The sequence below is a fragment of the Dictyobacter alpinus genome, from assembly GCF_003967575.1.
In the GTDB taxonomy this organism is placed as follows: domain Bacteria; phylum Chloroflexota; class Ktedonobacteria; order Ktedonobacterales; family Ktedonobacteraceae; genus Dictyobacter; species Dictyobacter alpinus.
The window spans coordinates 4,654,589-4,669,987 of record NZ_BIFT01000001.1 but is presented as its reverse complement, the minus strand read 5'-3'; the positions used below and the strand labels follow the sequence as shown (position 1 = coordinate 4,669,987).

The window sequence follows — 15,399 nt, the reverse complement described above, 5'->3', positions numbered from 1 at the left end:
TTAACCTTTGATCAAGCCGCATGCTGGCCTTGCGTGTGGCGCTACTCGACGTATGATCGGTCCGCTTCTCACGCGGTCCCATCCAGGTTTCATTTATCTTGAGAGAAACGTACTGGCCGCAAAGATTTGAATATACACGTTGTTTTTTGCTTCTTTTTTATTGGCATTCAGGAGCACATTTACGGGGAAATTCTTGTTGTGGGTGTGGCGCCTTTCTTGACGTGAAGTAGATTAATCTGCTACACTTTGACTCAACTAGAGAAAATAACCTCTACTGATATGCCTGGCGAATTTGCTGGCAACGAAGATTTGCGCCATCTATGCATCAAACGCATTTTCCATACGAGGTCCGATTTATGCAAAGTGAAAGTCCAGCATCTACGACCAGCCAGGAGCACACACGGCTGCTCAAGGCGTTGCGTGAAAGCGAATTGTTGCGGGAGTTGTCAGAATTGCTGGCCTCTTCTCTGGATACAACACGCATTTTGCAGGTATTGGTGAAAAGGGCAACGGAGGTCTGTGAGGTCTCGCGTTGCGCGGTCTGGCTACTCGATGAGGCCCAATGTACCTTTCGGCCTTCGGCCTATCATATGTCAACCCAGCATATCAGTGGGAAGGTGTTGCAGGTCGCGGACCGTATGTGGCACCATAGCTCGATCCAGTTTAGCAATCCAATTATTGGGCAGCTCCTGACGGAAAAAGGTGTGCTGGCCCTCAAGGATCTGGCAACAGAGAGTACGCTGCAACCCCTGGCAGAAAAGTTTTTTGTGCGTTCAGTGCTGGTGGTGGCGCTGATTCGCGAAGAACGGATCGTCGGCATGATGTGCCTGGATAATCCTGGCGAGGCCATGGAATTTACGCTGGATCAGCAGCAGTTGGCACGCGCCATCGGGCAACAGGCGGCGGTCGCCATTGATAATGCGCGACTATACCAGGAAGCTCGTAGCGAGCGGCGCCGGGCCGAGCGCTTGATTGAAAGAGCACAATCCATTTATCAGGTGGCCATAGCGGTAAACTCAGGCGAGGAGCTTCCACAGGTCCTACAGATCGCCGCCGAGCATCTGGCCCGTGGCCTGCATAGCGAACATGCCGCAATCGCGCTGCTGGAGAAAAATCAGCTCAAGTTGCTCACCAGACACAGTCCGGCACAACCTGTTGCGATCCTGAACAAACTTCCCCATTTCGATAGCGCCGTCAATACACTGGCCCCACAGTTTGTCCAGAAAGAACATTTCACCGCAGATGAGCTAAGCTGGTTCCAGTATCTACAGATGGAAAATGTGTTGATTATCCCGTTGTTGGCCGGTGGCATACAGCAGTCCGCAGGCAAGACAAAGGGCCGCATACAGGGCCAGGAAAAACACTGTGTCGGCTTTGCCTTTGTTAATTATCGCGCCACAGCCAGGCCACCATCATCGGGCTACCTGGCATTCGCCCAGGATATCGCGGCCCACTGTGCGCTGGCAATCGAGAAAGCCCATAATCTAGCCGAAGCCCGGCGTGCCGAGGCCCTGGCCAATCAACGCGCCAACACACTGGACGCGGTCTTTAACGCCATGAGCGAAGGACTGATCGTCTTTGATGCCAACGGAAAAGTCATGTTGAGCAACGCCAACGCGGCCCGCTTCATCGGGCTATCGCGCAAAACAAAGAAGCAGCTGGCCACCTATCTGGCCCAAAATCCGGTCTACACGCTGACAGGTCAACCATTGGCCGCCGAAAACTTTCCGATATCGCGCGGACTCAAAGGCGAGCGCATCCGTGGTGAACGCTATGTAGGCAAGGCCGGCGATGGTAGTGAGCGCACTATCGAGGTCAATATCGAGCCTTTGTTGGACAATGACAAAAACAAGATCGGTATCGTCAGTGCCTTCCGTGATATCACCGAACAGGTGCGGGTCGAGAAAAAGATACGCCGGGCCCTCGATACCATGCTCCACGCAGCCGAAGCCGTCTCAGGACTGACCGACATCAAAACAATCCTCTATCGAGTCCTGGCCATGACCCTGACCGCACTCAACAGCGAACGCGGCGCGATACTGCTCTACAATGATCAGCAACAAAGCTTTAATCCACTACTCTCCATTGGCTTCAGTGCAGAAGAAATCAGCCCCTGGCTGGCAAAGCAGACCCAGCGGTTAACACCTACAGACCAGGAAGATCACAGTAGCATCATCGACCACAGCATGGTCCTGGCTACACCAATTACCCATAACAAACAACTCCTCGGCATCATGCTCCTGGACCGCTCAACGCAGTCCAGGGTTCCCAGCGAACAGGATCCTCAGACCACCCAGCCCCTACCAATCCTGGGCTTCAACACCTGGGATATGGCCGTCATCGAAGGGATCGCCCAATTCGCCGGACTGGCCATCGAGCAGACGCGCTGGCAACAAGAAGCCGAGATTGCCCGTACCAATGAAGCCAGTATGCGTGAATCCAACGCCCTCAAAGACGAATTCTTAGCCATTACCGCCCACGAGTTCCGCACCCCCCTCACCGTTATCCTGGCCCATAGTCAGATGATGTCACGTATCCTCAATCGTACCGCCGAGGTCGCCCCGGATCTTAAGGAGCGGCTCGACGAGAGCAACTTCTACATCGAGGAGCAGGCGCGCCAGCTCACCAATATCGTCAACACCTTCCTGGAAGTCACGCGCCTCAATCGTGGCCAGATCGAGATCAATGCAGAGGAACTGGATATCGCCGAGATCATTACCCAGATGGTCTCTAAATATAGCGCCACCTCGGCCAACCACCAGATCAGCTGCAAGATTGAGCCCGCGCCGCTCCCCTATTACCTGAGAGGAGATCGCGCCCGGCTCCAACAGATCTTCGCCAACCTGCTCCAGAACGCCATCAAATACAGCCCCGATGGCGGGCCTGTTACCATTACGCTGGCGCAACATCAGCCCGCCAGCATCAAAATCACCATTGCCGACAAAGGCCTTGGCGTCCCACTCACGGCCCAGGAACACCTCTTCGAGCGCTTCTATCGCGCCCCCAATATTAACAGCAGCCAGGCCCGTGGTGTCGGCCTCGGACTCTACATCGTCGCCGAATTCCTGTACCTGCATGGCGGCAGCATCGAAGTCCAAAGCAGCGGCATCGCCGGCGAAGGTAGCCGCTTCATCATCACCCTCCCCATCCTGGAACACACGGACACATCAAAAACACCGTAGCGGCTCAATGGATGTGAGCACAATCGGCAGCAAGGACCGAATCTATGACGACGACGATGATGGTTTGGGTGTGCGCAGGGTGCGGGAATCGGGTACGGTGACGGGAGTGGCGGCAATAGCTGGTTTGCGGGCGGCGCTGAGTTGGCAGAGTTTTTCGCCAAGGCGCATGCCGGGTAGCTCGATCCGGCGATAGAAGATGAAGGAGAGCGGAATAGCGGTGACAATCACCCAGAGGACGTAGGCGGCGTATTTGGCGGGTCCACTCCATTCCATAGCCTGGAAGTGTGGAAGCAGGCTGCCAAGGAAATAGAGGATTAATGGATCATGCCACATGTAGAGGCTGAAGGAGATGAAGCCCAGCCAGCGTAGTGGGGACCATTCAAAAGGACGCTGGAGCCAGCGGGGGCCGAAGAGGATGGCAAAGAGGGCAAAGCCATAGCTGAGCGAGAAACCAACCTGCATGAAGATGTCGCGATAGCCTTCCAGAAATTCGTGGTAGGGATCCAGGAAATGCAGGCTACGACCAATCATGTAGATGACATAGTAATGCCAGAGGTTGACCACACATAAGAGCGTGATGCCAAATAGGAAACTGAAGGGCGCGAGTAGACGCAGGCTACGCCTGGTTTTCGCAATTGGGCTCGCATGCTGGGAATAGATATAGATCATACAAACGAACATGCCGATAGCGAAAGATTCAAAGAATTTGCTGACCGTGCCAAAGATAAAGGGACGTAGCGTATCCGCAAGGCTATGAGGAATGAGGTAATCTAACTGATTGGTATCCGCCAGTTTGAAGCCCCAGTAACGTGTGGCCATACCCCAGGTAAACATGACAAGCAGACAAATGGTCAGTTTAAAAAGACGCATGTTAAGGCTGCCCCAGCGCACCAGTCGGCCCATCAGCCAGGCAATGAGAGGGAGCAAGAGATAAAATTGAAACTCGATCGCCAGGGTCCAGAAAGGCGCATTGAGCTGCTGGTAGGTCGCCGGCAGATCCATGCGGAAGGTCAGGAAGAGCCAGAGCTTATCTCTGTATTGTGGTAGTAAGTAATCAGGACTCAGATAGAGCAGCATCAGGAAGAGCGTAACGTAATAAGCGGGCAGGATGCGGAAAACACGACGAATATAGAAGCGGCGTAGAGAGGGCCACTCGCTATCAAATAACATAGCCTTCGCATAGGGTAAAAATAAGAGAAAGCCTGAGAGCACAAAAAATAACAGGACACCACTCTCCCCCATCAGTGCCAGCGAACTAAAGATCGCGCCAGTATCATCCAGAGCTGGCGACCAGACATGGCCGATAAGGGACCAGAGATTTAAATGGAAACTCACCACACCCAGACAGGCAATGGCCCGAACCCCATCCAGAGAACGAATACTCTTTTTATGCTTGCCATCCTCCAATGTATGTGTAACTGACTGACTAAAAACCTGCATCTGCACAAGCAAATTACGATATATTTCTTGAGTCCTTATACTCCATCTCCACATCACAACCACCATCCTTATTATCTGTCAGCAATTTACTCTAATTCTATTGTAAAGTATGAAAAAAATAGTTCATACAGACCAACTGGTTGACAGTGTAATTTCCAGCAAGGTATACTGATGGCGACTTAGCAGTAGTACAAGGAGATTCCACTATTTATGGCTGCAACCACGCGGCGCTTCGCATCACAAACAGCTGAAAATGATGAACGACGTCTGAAGCTTGTTCAATCCGCCTATCAACTGATCGCGGAAAAGGGCATGGCAGGACTACGCATTCGTGAAGTGGCTGCGCGCATCCATCTGAATCATGCTACCTTGCTCTACTATTTCCCGACCAAAGAAGCATTGATACGCGGCGTCATCGACTACTGCATTCAACAGTTTGAGGTCGTACACCAGCAGCCGGATGCCTCATCACAGCCAACCAGCAACGAGCTTTTTCAGCAACGCTACTTCGCCGACCTTGCCTACCAGCTACGCACAGCACCAGAACTCTTCCTCGTCCTGGATGAACTGCTCCTGCATGCCCGCCGTGATCCTCTCACCAATCACATCTTCACCGAAGCCATGGATATGTGGCTGCAATTCTTAATCCAAAACTTTGAGGATGAAGTCTCCCAGGGACGGCTACGCGCCGACCTGGATGTTAGAAGTGCGGCCTTCATGGTCATCACCTTTTGTCAGGGCATTAGCCTGCTGCTCAATGCTCGCCCTGACGACATTGATAACATTATCCACCAACTTGAGCACTGGCTCCTCAATTCGATTCTACCATCCAGATAGTCACACACTAAATTTAGAGCCTTAGCACTGTTTTACACATCAACGCTAACCACGTGGTTGACATCGCAGCGAAAACTGCGTATAATGGCCAGAGTCAACCACGTGGTTAGCGTTGATGTGATATGGGGATATCTAGCACAATACAAAAAGATGAAACGCATTGCATATGACAAAAAGTAAGCATCTGGGTCTGATTGATGCCTCCGGCATCAATCAGATTTTTCTTGTGCCGTGGCGGAAAATTGTCGGCACTGCCGACAATTTTCCGCCACGGCACAAGAAAACTTTTTGCTCTGCGAAGCAGAGGAGGCATGTGAGTCCGAAAGGGCACTGAATAGTTATGACAAAAAAAGAAAGAGGCACAAAAAGTAATGCAGAAACAAAGGAAACGATCCTGGTTGATGGCGCTACCCTTTGTAGGTGGATGTATTGCCACGGGTTTCCTGGGTAGTTACCTGGGAGGAGGATTCACCAGGCAATCCTGGTATGAGGATAATGCTAAACCTCGGCTGTGGCCGCCTCAATGGTTCTTCCCCACCGTATGGATCGGCAACTATATCTTGATGGGGCTCGCACTCTGGCAGATATGGCTACAGCGACAGAAGAGCAATATTGCGGGATCACTCGTGATCTTTGCCCTGCATCTGCTCCATAATTTCTCATTTTTCGCGGTGATCTATCACTTCAAACGAAGATCGGTCTATGTGCTGATGGATGTGATCGGACTGTTCTCAGGATTACTGACAAACGTGGTGTTTGCACGCATTTCACGTGCGGCGGGCTGGCTGATGTTACCCTATATAGGCTGGCTGTTTTTCACCACAGGTATCAAAGTTCTCTGGTGGCGCATGCAAACTTCAACTATTGATCAGGAATAGAGAGATGGGCTCCGATTACTGACACGCGATGTCCTGTTCTGATTCAGTGAAAGGAAACAAAGGGGTTAGTCGCCGTCAGCTAACCCCATTTATTCTACCCATCATGGACACTTAAAAAAGTTCTCCGAGCAAGATGATATAGTTGAACGATGCCCGCATGGTTGTCGGAGCCGTCAGGTGCACGGTGAAGCCAACCTGGGGCTGGAGCGTGATGTATTGGACAACAACCGGACCTGGATTACTGGTCAGTGTGGTCAAAACGACACTGGCTGAGGTGATACATGGATTAGCGATGGTCGTGTCACGCTGTCCACTCTCAAAGAACCCACTTCCAGATAGCGTTCCCTGTGCCGCCTTCTCCAGCGTACCGTTAAGAATGGCGGGCTGCTGTTGAGCTGACTCAGTAGCAGCATTTTTGTCTATAGGAAAATCGCTCTGGATGGTCCCGATTTCTGCCGGTGAAGTTTTCTGTATGGTCGGTAGATGTACACTGGTTGAACCTGTTTCCTCGCGCAACGGCGAGATCGCAGCCAGATGGATGCCGGTCGTATTGGCCTCTACCGGATGTGCCTCTAGAGGTCTGAAGTCCTCCCTGGTCTCCGCCACCAGAAGATCATCGTGGGACGCCACTAGCGGGCACTCCTTTGCCTTCTGGGAGGCCACACCGGGCACTACCTCCAGGCGGATCCGGGTAGACCTGCCAGCCAGGCGCTGACGCCCATGAGGGTCTCTGGACGTTGGATAGGCCGAACTACTCTTACGCATATCTCTTGGTAGAGGTCCAGTCATAGTCGAGGCGGTACAGACCTCTATATCCGCAATAGATGACAGTGAAGATGCTTTCAGGCTCCTGGAAAGCTCACGAGCAGCGGGCTCAAGCGTAGCCGAGCCGGACATATATTCCCCGGAATGGGATGAGTCGGTCGTAGCATTAAAAGAGCCCAGAGACGACGTTAAACGTTGCGCGAAACGCAACAGGATATTCGAATTGTGTGCAGTGATATTGGGTTTTCTCTCCCCCACCTCACCCGCAGAAAAAACAGCATATGGGGTCGCGTCAGCAGCCGCAATGCATTCAGATTGGATCGCTTCAATCGTACGCGACTGCAAACTAAAACGCGGTGGAACAATGGAGGCATCATACGCGGAACGCGTAAAATTGGTCGATCCACGCTCATCCTCATCCCACTTAAATTCATCTGACAACCCATCCTCTAATGTCTCCTCAACCGAGACCGAGAGGCCGCGACGTTCACGCGCCACACGCGAACGCCATATATGCTGATTTTGTTCCTCATTTTCTTGATGCAACACCATAACAGCTCCCAACACAACACAATTTTCAGACATTCTATACATGTTAAAGTATATAGAGGTATTATAGCATATAAAAAATATATGACCAGTGTATATAGCACATTTTCCTTATTAATATTGATATGCTTCAAAACGCCTATGCTAAAAGGGCAGGAAGGGCAGGCTAGGAAATTTGGTACAATTGCATGTTCCTACTTGAAACTCGGAACAGAAACCGCTACAATAGTGCCTGATCATATAGATCAATACGAACATAGTTATTCATGTTCGTCAACTGACGTGGCGGGCGTCAATATTTCAAAAACTCAGTTAAGGAAGGATTTTCCTAAATGAAACTCAACGGAACTCACAAGTTCAAAGCCAATAGCGCACAGGTTTTCAACGCTATTCTCAATCCTGAAGTACTCAAAGCAAGCATCCCAGGTTGTAACGGTGTCCGTTACGAGGACCCCAACACCCTGTTTGTTGAGATCACCACAGGCCTGCCCGGCCTCCGCGGCCCATATGGTCTTAATCTGAATATCGTCCGCCGCCAGGATCCAAGCTACCTCGAGCTGCAGTTGCTGCGCAAAGGTAAGGGTGGATCTATCAACGCTCTGGCTCAGATCAGCCTTGTTGATGAGGCCGATGGTGCTTTGTTGACGTACAATACCAATGCTGAACTGGAAGGTCTTGTTGCTTCTGCTAACAATCCAATTGGTCAGGGTATTGTAAAGAGCTCTTTGAGCTCATTCTTCAAAAATCTGGAGAAAAATCTCTAATTTTTTGCAGGATGTAAATAAGGGGCATGGATGTGTGGGTGCACACATCCATGCCCCTTATGTTTTTGGAGCTCCCGCTTACCGGGACCATTGCGCTCACCCGCACTCGGGCACTAGAGTGCCCATACTTTTATTTAAGATGTGGTGTTGAATACTGCGCGGTGCGCAGTATTCAACACCACATCTTAAATAATTTGTGCGTTGTGGGCGCACAGTTGCGTCATATCCGGCAATAACTAAAAGCCATGAAATGCAATGCCAACATAGAAAGATGGCAGGCTTTAGTTGCTGGCGTCGGGGGCCTGGAGGTTGGTTTTCAGGCAGGAAAAAAATTGGCCGGTGAGTTTTTCGGCGGTGCTGTTCATGAGGCGGGCTCCGATGCTGGCGAGGGTGCCTCCAACCATGACGTCTGCGTTCCAGTCCATGCGGGTCTCGGTGTCGTTGACTGCTGAGAGGTGCATGGTGCCACTCAGGTCTACGGTACTGCCAGGGGCCTTGCCGCGCGCTTTAACGACCATTTTCTCGGGCTCGACCATCTCTGGTCGGGTCACATCCAGGGTGAATTTGGCTTTCACAGGACCAATGCCGACGGATACAAGGGCTTTCCAGTGTTCTGGCCCCAGTTCTTCCAGGCTCTGAAATCCGGGCGCACAGGTCGCCACTTTACTGACATCTGATAAATATGCCCAGACCTTCTTAATTGGGGCTGCGATTGTTTGCGAACCAGAAAATTGCATAAATAACTACCTTTCGCAAAAAAATATTGAACGTATACCAACTTCATCATATCATAAGCAGCCCTAAGAGCGACATAACCACTATTTCGCCAGTCCAGTACTTATCCCCATAGGGAGATTGACATAGATCTTTATCCCAACAATAATAAATGTGGAGGATTTTGTAATGAACAACGAAAATCGCAATACTATCTATCTTATCCGCCATGGCGAGAATCCTGCGAATATCAACCATGAATTTTCTTATAAAAAAGTAGATTACTCACTCACGCCTAAAGGCAGGCTACAGGCCCAACAGACGGCGGAGTATTTTCAGCATAAACAGATTGATGAAATCTATGCATCACCCCTCAAGCGTGCGCAGGAGACCGCTCAGGCTATTGCTGACGTCAAGCAGTTACCGATAACGTTGATCGAGTCTTTCCGCGAGATTAATATTGGCGATCTGGAGGGACAGGCTCCTTCGGATGAGAACTGGCAACTCCACAATCACATCGTACAGGATTGGGTGGATGGTCAGCATGACAGAACGTTTCCCGGTGGCGAAAACTATACGTCCCTGCTCGGTAGGATGCGCAATGGACTTCGGCAGGTGAGTACAGGCAAGAGCGGCAAAAATATCATCGTCGTCGGACACGGTGGTATCTTTACGCGCACCATCAAAGACATTTGTCCCGATCTGGATCTCGCCGTACTCTTTGCGACCGAAAACTATAATTGCTCGATTACAGAGATCGAGCTACTCACCACAAACGACCAGGTCAGCGGAACCGTCAAGGTCTGGGCCTCATTTGACCACCTTCATGGAGAGGCCGCCAAACTCGTTCCCGGCACCATGATCGTACAACGGCCCGCCGAAATTCAATCGTAGCGGCGAGACGTGTCCCAATACATTCAACGTGACAATTTTTCATGCCCAACCATGATCATGATTGGGAACCTTGACGAGGGCCAAGGAGACGGCAACCCGCAAGGGGATTGCGTCTCCTTGGCCCTCGTCAAGGTTCCTGTTCACGATCGTGTTCGTACGTGTACAGGTTGCAGGGGCAAGCCCTGCCGCTACTATGAGATGCGGCAGAAGACGGCTTTGAGGTATGCGGTTTCGGGCATGGCGATGTTGATGGGGTGGTCAAGGCCATGGGTATAGGATTCGAGGACCTGGACGGGCCGGTGGAGGCGCTGGGCGCTGACTGAGATGGTGCCGAGCAGGTCGTCCATGCCGATGACGCCAGAACAGGAGCAGGTGAGCAGGAGGCCGCCGGGCTTGAGGACTTGCATGCCGAGGTAGTTGAGGCGGCGATAGGCTTTGAGGGCATGGGTACGCGCTCCCTGGGTTTTGGCGAAGGCGGGCGGGTCCAGGATCACACTGTCGAAAAGTTCGCCACGTTTCCAGGCTGCTTCAAGGTACTCAAACACGTCTGAGACGATGAACTCGTGATCGTCGGGATTGAGGCCGTTCATGGCGAAGATCTGTTTGGCGGCGTCGATGGCGGGCTCAGAGATATCGACACTGGTGGTCTGGGCCGGTGGATTGTTCAGGGCGGCATAGACGGAGAAGCCAGCGGTATAGCTGAAGCAGTTCAGGACACGCTTGCCACGGGTATATTTGCGCAAGGACTCGCGTTTATCACGCTGATCCAGGAAAAATCCGGTCTTCTGGCCTTCCCAGAAGTCGATAAAGAAGGAGACACCGTTCTCGCGTACTTCGGCCTGGGCTGGTACTTCGCCAGCGACGACGACAGGTTCCTGGACAAACAGACCTTCACGGCGGCGGGATTGGCTGTCATTACGCAGCAGGATGCCTCGGGCACCGGTCTCTTGCATTAAGGCTTCAATGACCAGTGGACGCAACTGCTCCATGCCTGCGGTATGAATCTGGGCCACGAGAATGTCAGCATAACGATCCACCACCAGACCCGGCAGACCATCACCTTCAGAGTTGATCAAGCGATAGGCGTTGGTGACTTCGGGCTCAAAGACCTCACGCAACTGCATCGCGCTACGGATACGGCGACGCAGAAAGTCACTATCGATCGCCTCATCGGGATCATGGGTCAAGATGCGAATCGCGATATCGGTATTGGCATTATAATAACCACGCGCAATAAATTTGCCGGTATCAGATTTTACATCCAGAATACCACCGTTCTCAACCCAGTGCGGGGCCTGCTGGAGCGCACCCGAAAAGATCCAGAGATGGCCACTTTGTAAACTCTCATCACGACGAGGTTTTAGACTAGTGGCAGGATAATGGATAGCAGACGTCATACCACGTACTCCTTCTATGTATAACCGCTCACGGCGGTAGGAAAGCAAGGGAAAAAGGTCCTTGTGCTTTTTGATATCGGCTTATTATCGCATAGATGCGCAAAAACACAAAAAAAACCGAGGGGGCGCCATTCATAGCGCCCCCTCGATCAAAAAGATGAATAATTGCGGGATAATAAAGACCAGTCGCCTGTTGAGTACTATTGCTTCTGCAAGCGGATCGCGGCCACCAGTGGATCGGTGTGATGCTCTCCCATACGGATCTCTGCCTTACGTAGATTGTTCGCACTATTGATCAAAGCAATATGCGTAAACGCCTGTGGATAGTTGCCTAAGGCCATATCTCTCTCGGAATCAATTTCCTCAGCAAACAATCCTAAGCGGCCAGCATGGGTCAATAAACGCTCAAACAAAGAACGAGCTTCATCGACACGGCCCTGCATGGCCAGGTTATCGACTAACCAGAAAGTGCAGATCGCGAATGTGCCTTCCGAGCCTTCCAGACCGTCTTCCGCGTGGTAGCGATAAAGGAATCCATGCTCATCGGTCAGCTGTTCGATCATACGATCAACCGTTGAACGCATACGCGGGTCATCAGGTGCGATGAAACCGACCAGCGGCAACAGGAGATTTGAAGCATCAAGTGTGCCATCACCATAGGACTGTGTAAATGCACCCAGGGTTGTGTCATAGCCATTCATCAAGATGTCGGCCCGAATCTGGTCACGCACAGCGATCCAGCGTGGGAGATCGGCCTCCAGGTGTTCCTGCTCAGCGGCCCGGATACCACGATCCAGCGCAACCCAGCACATAACCTTGGAATAGACAAAATGACGCAGGCCACCACGGACCTCCCAGATACCACTATCTGGTTCCTGCCAGTGGCTACAAACATGATCAACCAGCATACGCATCATGGACCACAATGGACCATCCAGGGTCTCACCGTAGCGCTCAAAGCTGCCCTGGCGACGGTACAAATGGATACAATCCAGTACCTCGCCAAACACATCCATCTGCTTCTGCTCGGCCGCACCATTACCGATACGGACAGGACTTGAATTGTAGTATCCACTTAAATGATGAAGTTCAAATTCTGCCAGATCACGCTCACCACGGATACCATACATAATCTGTAGATCTTCACCATTGGCGTAAGAGAGACGACGCAGCCAATGGGTAAACGCGCGTGCCTCTTCAGTAAAGCCCAGTACATTGAACGCGTAGAGCGTAAAGGTCGCATCACGTAACCAGGTAAAGCGATAGTCCCAGTTGCGTACACCACCCAGATCTTCAGGCAAAGAAGTCGTAGGAGCCGCAACGATCGCACCCGTAGGAGCATAGGTCATCAGCTTCAGGGCCAGCGCGCTGCGCTCAACCCACTCGGCATAAGGACCGTGATAGCTGCTACCAGCGACCCATTTGCGCCAGGCGTGTAACGTATGAGCCAGTTCAGCATCAAAGTTACGGGTCGGCAACTCTTCTTGTACCAGACGACGTGCTGAACGAGCAGTACGCCCCATGCCAACCGCAAACAATAAACGCTCACCTTCGCGCAACGTTACCTGTGCAACTATCGTCGCATGTGTATCCTCGGCCTCTTTTACCACCTGTACAGAGTACGATGGCAACAGGCCCGCGCCAACAATCGCCAGAGCCACATGTTGCTGACCACTGGTAATCAAAGCTCCCAGGTGATCAGGAACCAGTTCAACATCACTGGCATCGCCAGCATAATTTGGTGTCACCTTGAGGCGCATAGTCACCGACATCTCGCCATGCATGCATTCAACGATGCGCACCATACAGTGGCAAGAACCATCTTCACGAGTCCAGGTATTGTTATTCATAGCCTTATACGGCCATGCGCTCAGGGTCTCAACAGGCATAAAGTCTGTCAGCACCACCTCACCCGCAATACTGGCAAAGCGCGTCTGTAACACATTACTTCCACGCAAGTAACGCTGAGAACCAGGAATATTTCCTTCAGTCGGAGCAATCTGGAAGAAACCGCCCCGCTCAGCATCCAACAAACGACAAAAGATGGCCGGGCTATCAAAGTCCGGTAGACATCCCCAGTCTACTGACCCGTCCGGCGATACGAGTACCGCCGAATGGCAATCGCCAATGACGCCATACGAATTAATCGGCAGATATGTGCGATTGAGTTCGTTTTTCCCAACCATTACACAACACTTCTCTCTTTTTTAATAATTTGTGATAACGACAACCTTAGAAAAACCTTAAAATTTATATTAGAAAAACCTTAGTTCGAAATGTAGTTCCCTTATACCAAAGAAAAACGCAATAGGCAATAGAATGGTAACAGGATTTTAAAGGAATTTCTTTTTTTAATCTTTTGGTTCTTTAAGGTACTTACAAAGACTCACATTTCTGATAACACCAGACATTTTTGCTGTTTTCCCCTATAGACATTGGTAGCCCATATATGCTACGTTACCTTTGTAGGTTTCGACGTTGGTTCCTACTGGAAAGCCGAACTATCCATGTTTTAAGGGCAGCTATTATCAGTATAAAGGGCAGGCATACATGCACGTACTACAACAGGTTATGCGACATCCCGCGGGTAGAATTGGGATCACCCTGGGCCTTACTTTTGGGTTTATTGCTACTTTGATGGGTGAGGCTGGTAAGGCTTTGTTGTTTGCTGGGTTTTGCCGCTTTCTGGCGGGGAAAATGCATTCTCCGCGTTAGGTGATCTCCTTTGTAATGTAAAAAGTAACGGCAGGGCTTGCCCCTGCAACCCGTTCACGTACGTAACGTTGTTCAAAAAACGTGATCGTGTAAAGGCGAACATATCCAGGCGCGTACTGCGTACTGCTTGTGCATGGTCGTGCGTCCACCGGTTGCAGGGGCAAGCCCTGCCGTTATGTGGCTACCAGGTTATAAATGAGGGCAGCGCTGATTGTTGTTATTCAGCGCTGCCATTTATTGCCACTATAACACAGTCTGCAAGGGTTAGCTACGTAGCCATTGGGCGACTTCTGGTGCGAAGTAGGTGATGATCATGTCGGCACCAGCACGGCGGATGCCGGTGAGGATCTCCATGACGACGCGTTGTTCGTCGATCCAACCATTCTGGGCTGCGGCCTTGACCATAGAATACTCCCCGCTGACGTTATATGCAATCACAGGGAGGTCACAGTTGTCCCGTACCTGACGAATGACGTCGAGGTAGGATAGGGCTGGCTTGACCATGACCATATCGGCTCCCTCGCTGAGGTCCTGCTCAAGCTCGCGTAGAGCTTCGCGTACATTGGCGGGATCCATCTGGTAGGCACGGCGATCACCAAACTGTGGGGTGGATCCGGCGGCCTCACGAAATGGTCCGTAGAAGCCAGATGCGTATTTGACCGAGTAGGACATTATGGGGGTCTGGTTAAAACCATGCTCGTCAAGGAGGAGCCGAATCGCGCCGACACGACCATCCATCATGTCTGAAGGGGCCACAATATCCGCGCCAGCTTCGACATGTGAGAGCGCCATTTGGGCTAGCAAATTCAGTGATTCGTCGTTTTGTACGGTCCCATTGTGGATGACGCCACAGTGACCATGGCTGGTGTACTCACAGAGACAGACATCAGTAATGATCAAGGTCTCAGGTGACTCCACTTTGATGCGGCGAATCGCCTCCTGGATCACACCATGTTCGGAATAGGCCTGTGAGCCCACTTCGTCCTTCTCATTGGGAATACCGAAGAGCAGGACAGCCGGGATGCCAAGGTCAGCGACGCGTTTGACTTCGCCACCAATCTGGTCCAGGGGCCATTGCATAATACCAGGCATCGAGGAGATCTCGCTGGGCTCGGTCAGACCTTCCGCGATAAAGAGCGGGTAGATCAACTGATCGACGCGTAGATGCGTCTCACGAACCATGCCACGGATCTTCTCATTCTGACGCAAGCGGCGCAGGCGCACATGGGGAAATGTATTCATCTTCATCCTCTCACTCCACTTC

General features: G+C 51.5%; 11 protein-coding genes. 5 read left to right on the top strand and 6 right to left on the bottom strand.

Features of this window, described 5'->3' with window-relative positions; translation table 11 throughout:
• Positions 1–356: 356 nt before the first annotated feature.
• Positions 357–3,182 (top strand): sensor histidine kinase, encoded by a 2,826-nt coding sequence (locus EL633_RS18470; protein ID WP_161982242.1) that lies wholly within the window; start codon positions 357–359, stop codon positions 3,180–3,182.
• Positions 3,183–3,224: 42 nt separating this feature from the next.
• Here EL633_RS18470 and EL633_RS18465 read toward each other — a convergent pair whose 3' ends face one another.
• Positions 3,225–4,628 carry an acyltransferase family protein gene (locus EL633_RS18465; RefSeq protein WP_246039221.1) on the bottom strand — a complete coding sequence of 468 codons (1,404 nt, stop codon included), beginning with the start codon at positions 4,626–4,628 and terminating at the stop codon, positions 3,225–3,227.
• A gap of 204 nt (positions 4,629–4,832) precedes the next feature.
• On the opposite strand from EL633_RS18465, the gene EL633_RS18460 reads away from it, so the two are divergent.
• Positions 4,833–5,459: a TetR/AcrR family transcriptional regulator gene (locus EL633_RS18460; RefSeq protein ID WP_126628595.1), complete on the top strand. Its 627-nt coding sequence runs from the start codon at positions 4,833–4,835 to the stop codon at positions 5,457–5,459.
• Between the two features lie 371 nt (positions 5,460–5,830).
• Positions 5,831–6,337, top strand: coding sequence for a TspO/MBR family protein (locus tag EL633_RS18455; RefSeq protein ID WP_126628594.1), 507 nt, complete (start codon positions 5,831–5,833; stop codon positions 6,335–6,337).
• 111 nt (positions 6,338–6,448) lie between these two features.
• On the opposite strand, the gene EL633_RS18450 is transcribed toward EL633_RS18455, so the two are convergent.
• Entirely contained in the window at positions 6,449–7,654 is a 1,206-nt protein-coding gene (locus tag EL633_RS18450; protein ID WP_126628593.1) for a hypothetical protein, read from the bottom strand.
• A 329-nt stretch (positions 7,655–7,983) separates the two neighbouring features.
• Between EL633_RS18450 and EL633_RS18445 the strand changes: the two genes are divergently transcribed.
• A complete protein-coding gene (locus EL633_RS18445; protein ID WP_126628592.1) occupies positions 7,984–8,415 on the top strand; it encodes an SRPBCC family protein in 432 nt (143 codons plus the stop codon).
• Positions 8,416–8,696: 281 nt separating this feature from the next.
• Here the strand turns inward: EL633_RS18445 and EL633_RS18440 are convergent, their stop codons facing one another.
• Positions 8,697–9,152 (bottom strand): SRPBCC family protein, encoded by a 456-nt coding sequence (locus tag EL633_RS18440; RefSeq protein ID WP_126628591.1) that lies wholly within the window; start codon positions 9,150–9,152, stop codon positions 8,697–8,699.
• 166 nt (positions 9,153–9,318) lie between these two features.
• Here EL633_RS18440 and EL633_RS18435 point away from each other — a divergent pair, with 166 nt between their 5' ends.
• Positions 9,319–10,023, top strand: a complete 705-nt coding sequence (locus EL633_RS18435; protein WP_126628590.1) for a histidine phosphatase family protein — start codon at positions 9,319–9,321, stop codon at positions 10,021–10,023.
• 191 nt (positions 10,024–10,214) lie between these two features.
• Here the strand turns inward: EL633_RS18435 and EL633_RS18430 are convergent, their stop codons facing one another.
• From EL633_RS18430 to hemB, 3 genes are all read right to left on the bottom strand, one after another.
• Positions 10,215–11,420 carry a class I SAM-dependent rRNA methyltransferase gene (locus EL633_RS18430; RefSeq protein ID WP_126628589.1) on the bottom strand — a complete coding sequence of 402 codons (1,206 nt, stop codon included), beginning with the start codon at positions 11,418–11,420 and terminating at the stop codon, positions 10,215–10,217.
• Between the two features lie 200 nt (positions 11,421–11,620).
• Positions 11,621–13,606 carry a glycoside hydrolase family 15 protein gene (locus EL633_RS18425; protein WP_126628588.1) on the bottom strand — a complete coding sequence of 662 codons (1,986 nt, stop codon included), beginning with the start codon at positions 13,604–13,606 and terminating at the stop codon, positions 11,621–11,623.
• A gap of 793 nt (positions 13,607–14,399) precedes the next feature.
• Positions 14,400–15,377 carry a porphobilinogen synthase gene (hemB, locus tag EL633_RS18420; RefSeq protein ID WP_126629472.1) on the bottom strand — a complete coding sequence of 326 codons (978 nt, stop codon included), beginning with the start codon at positions 15,375–15,377 and terminating at the stop codon, positions 14,400–14,402.
• Between the last annotated feature and the right edge of the window lie 22 nt (positions 15,378–15,399).

Bases quoted from the DNA above. Each gene is read 5' to 3' on its own strand.
- EL633_RS18460 (WP_126628595.1), top strand. From the start codon at position 4,833: ATGGCTGCAACCACGCGGCGCTTCGCATCACAAACAGCTGAAAATGAT.
- EL633_RS18440 (WP_126628591.1), bottom strand. From the start codon at position 9,152: ATGCAATTTTCTGGTTCGCAAACAATCGCAGCCCCAATTAAGAAGGTC.
- EL633_RS18455 (WP_126628594.1), top strand. From the start codon at position 5,831: ATGCAGAAACAAAGGAAACGATCCTGGTTGATGGCGCTACCCTTTGTA.
- EL633_RS18435 (WP_126628590.1), top strand. From the start codon at position 9,319: ATGAACAACGAAAATCGCAATACTATCTATCTTATCCGCCATGGCGAG.
- EL633_RS18470 (WP_161982242.1), top strand. From the start codon at position 357: ATGCAAAGTGAAAGTCCAGCATCTACGACCAGCCAGGAGCACACACGG.
- EL633_RS18425 (WP_126628588.1), bottom strand. From the start codon at position 13,606: ATGGTTGGGAAAAACGAACTCAATCGCACATATCTGCCGATTAATTCG.
- EL633_RS18445 (WP_126628592.1), top strand. From the start codon at position 7,984: ATGAAACTCAACGGAACTCACAAGTTCAAAGCCAATAGCGCACAGGTT.
- EL633_RS18430 (WP_126628589.1), bottom strand. From the start codon at position 11,420: ATGACGTCTGCTATCCATTATCCTGCCACTAGTCTAAAACCTCGTCGT.
- EL633_RS18450 (WP_126628593.1), bottom strand. From the start codon at position 7,654: ATGGTGTTGCATCAAGAAAATGAGGAACAAAATCAGCATATATGGCGT.
- hemB (WP_126629472.1), bottom strand. From the start codon at position 15,377: ATGAATACATTTCCCCATGTGCGCCTGCGCCGCTTGCGTCAGAATGAG.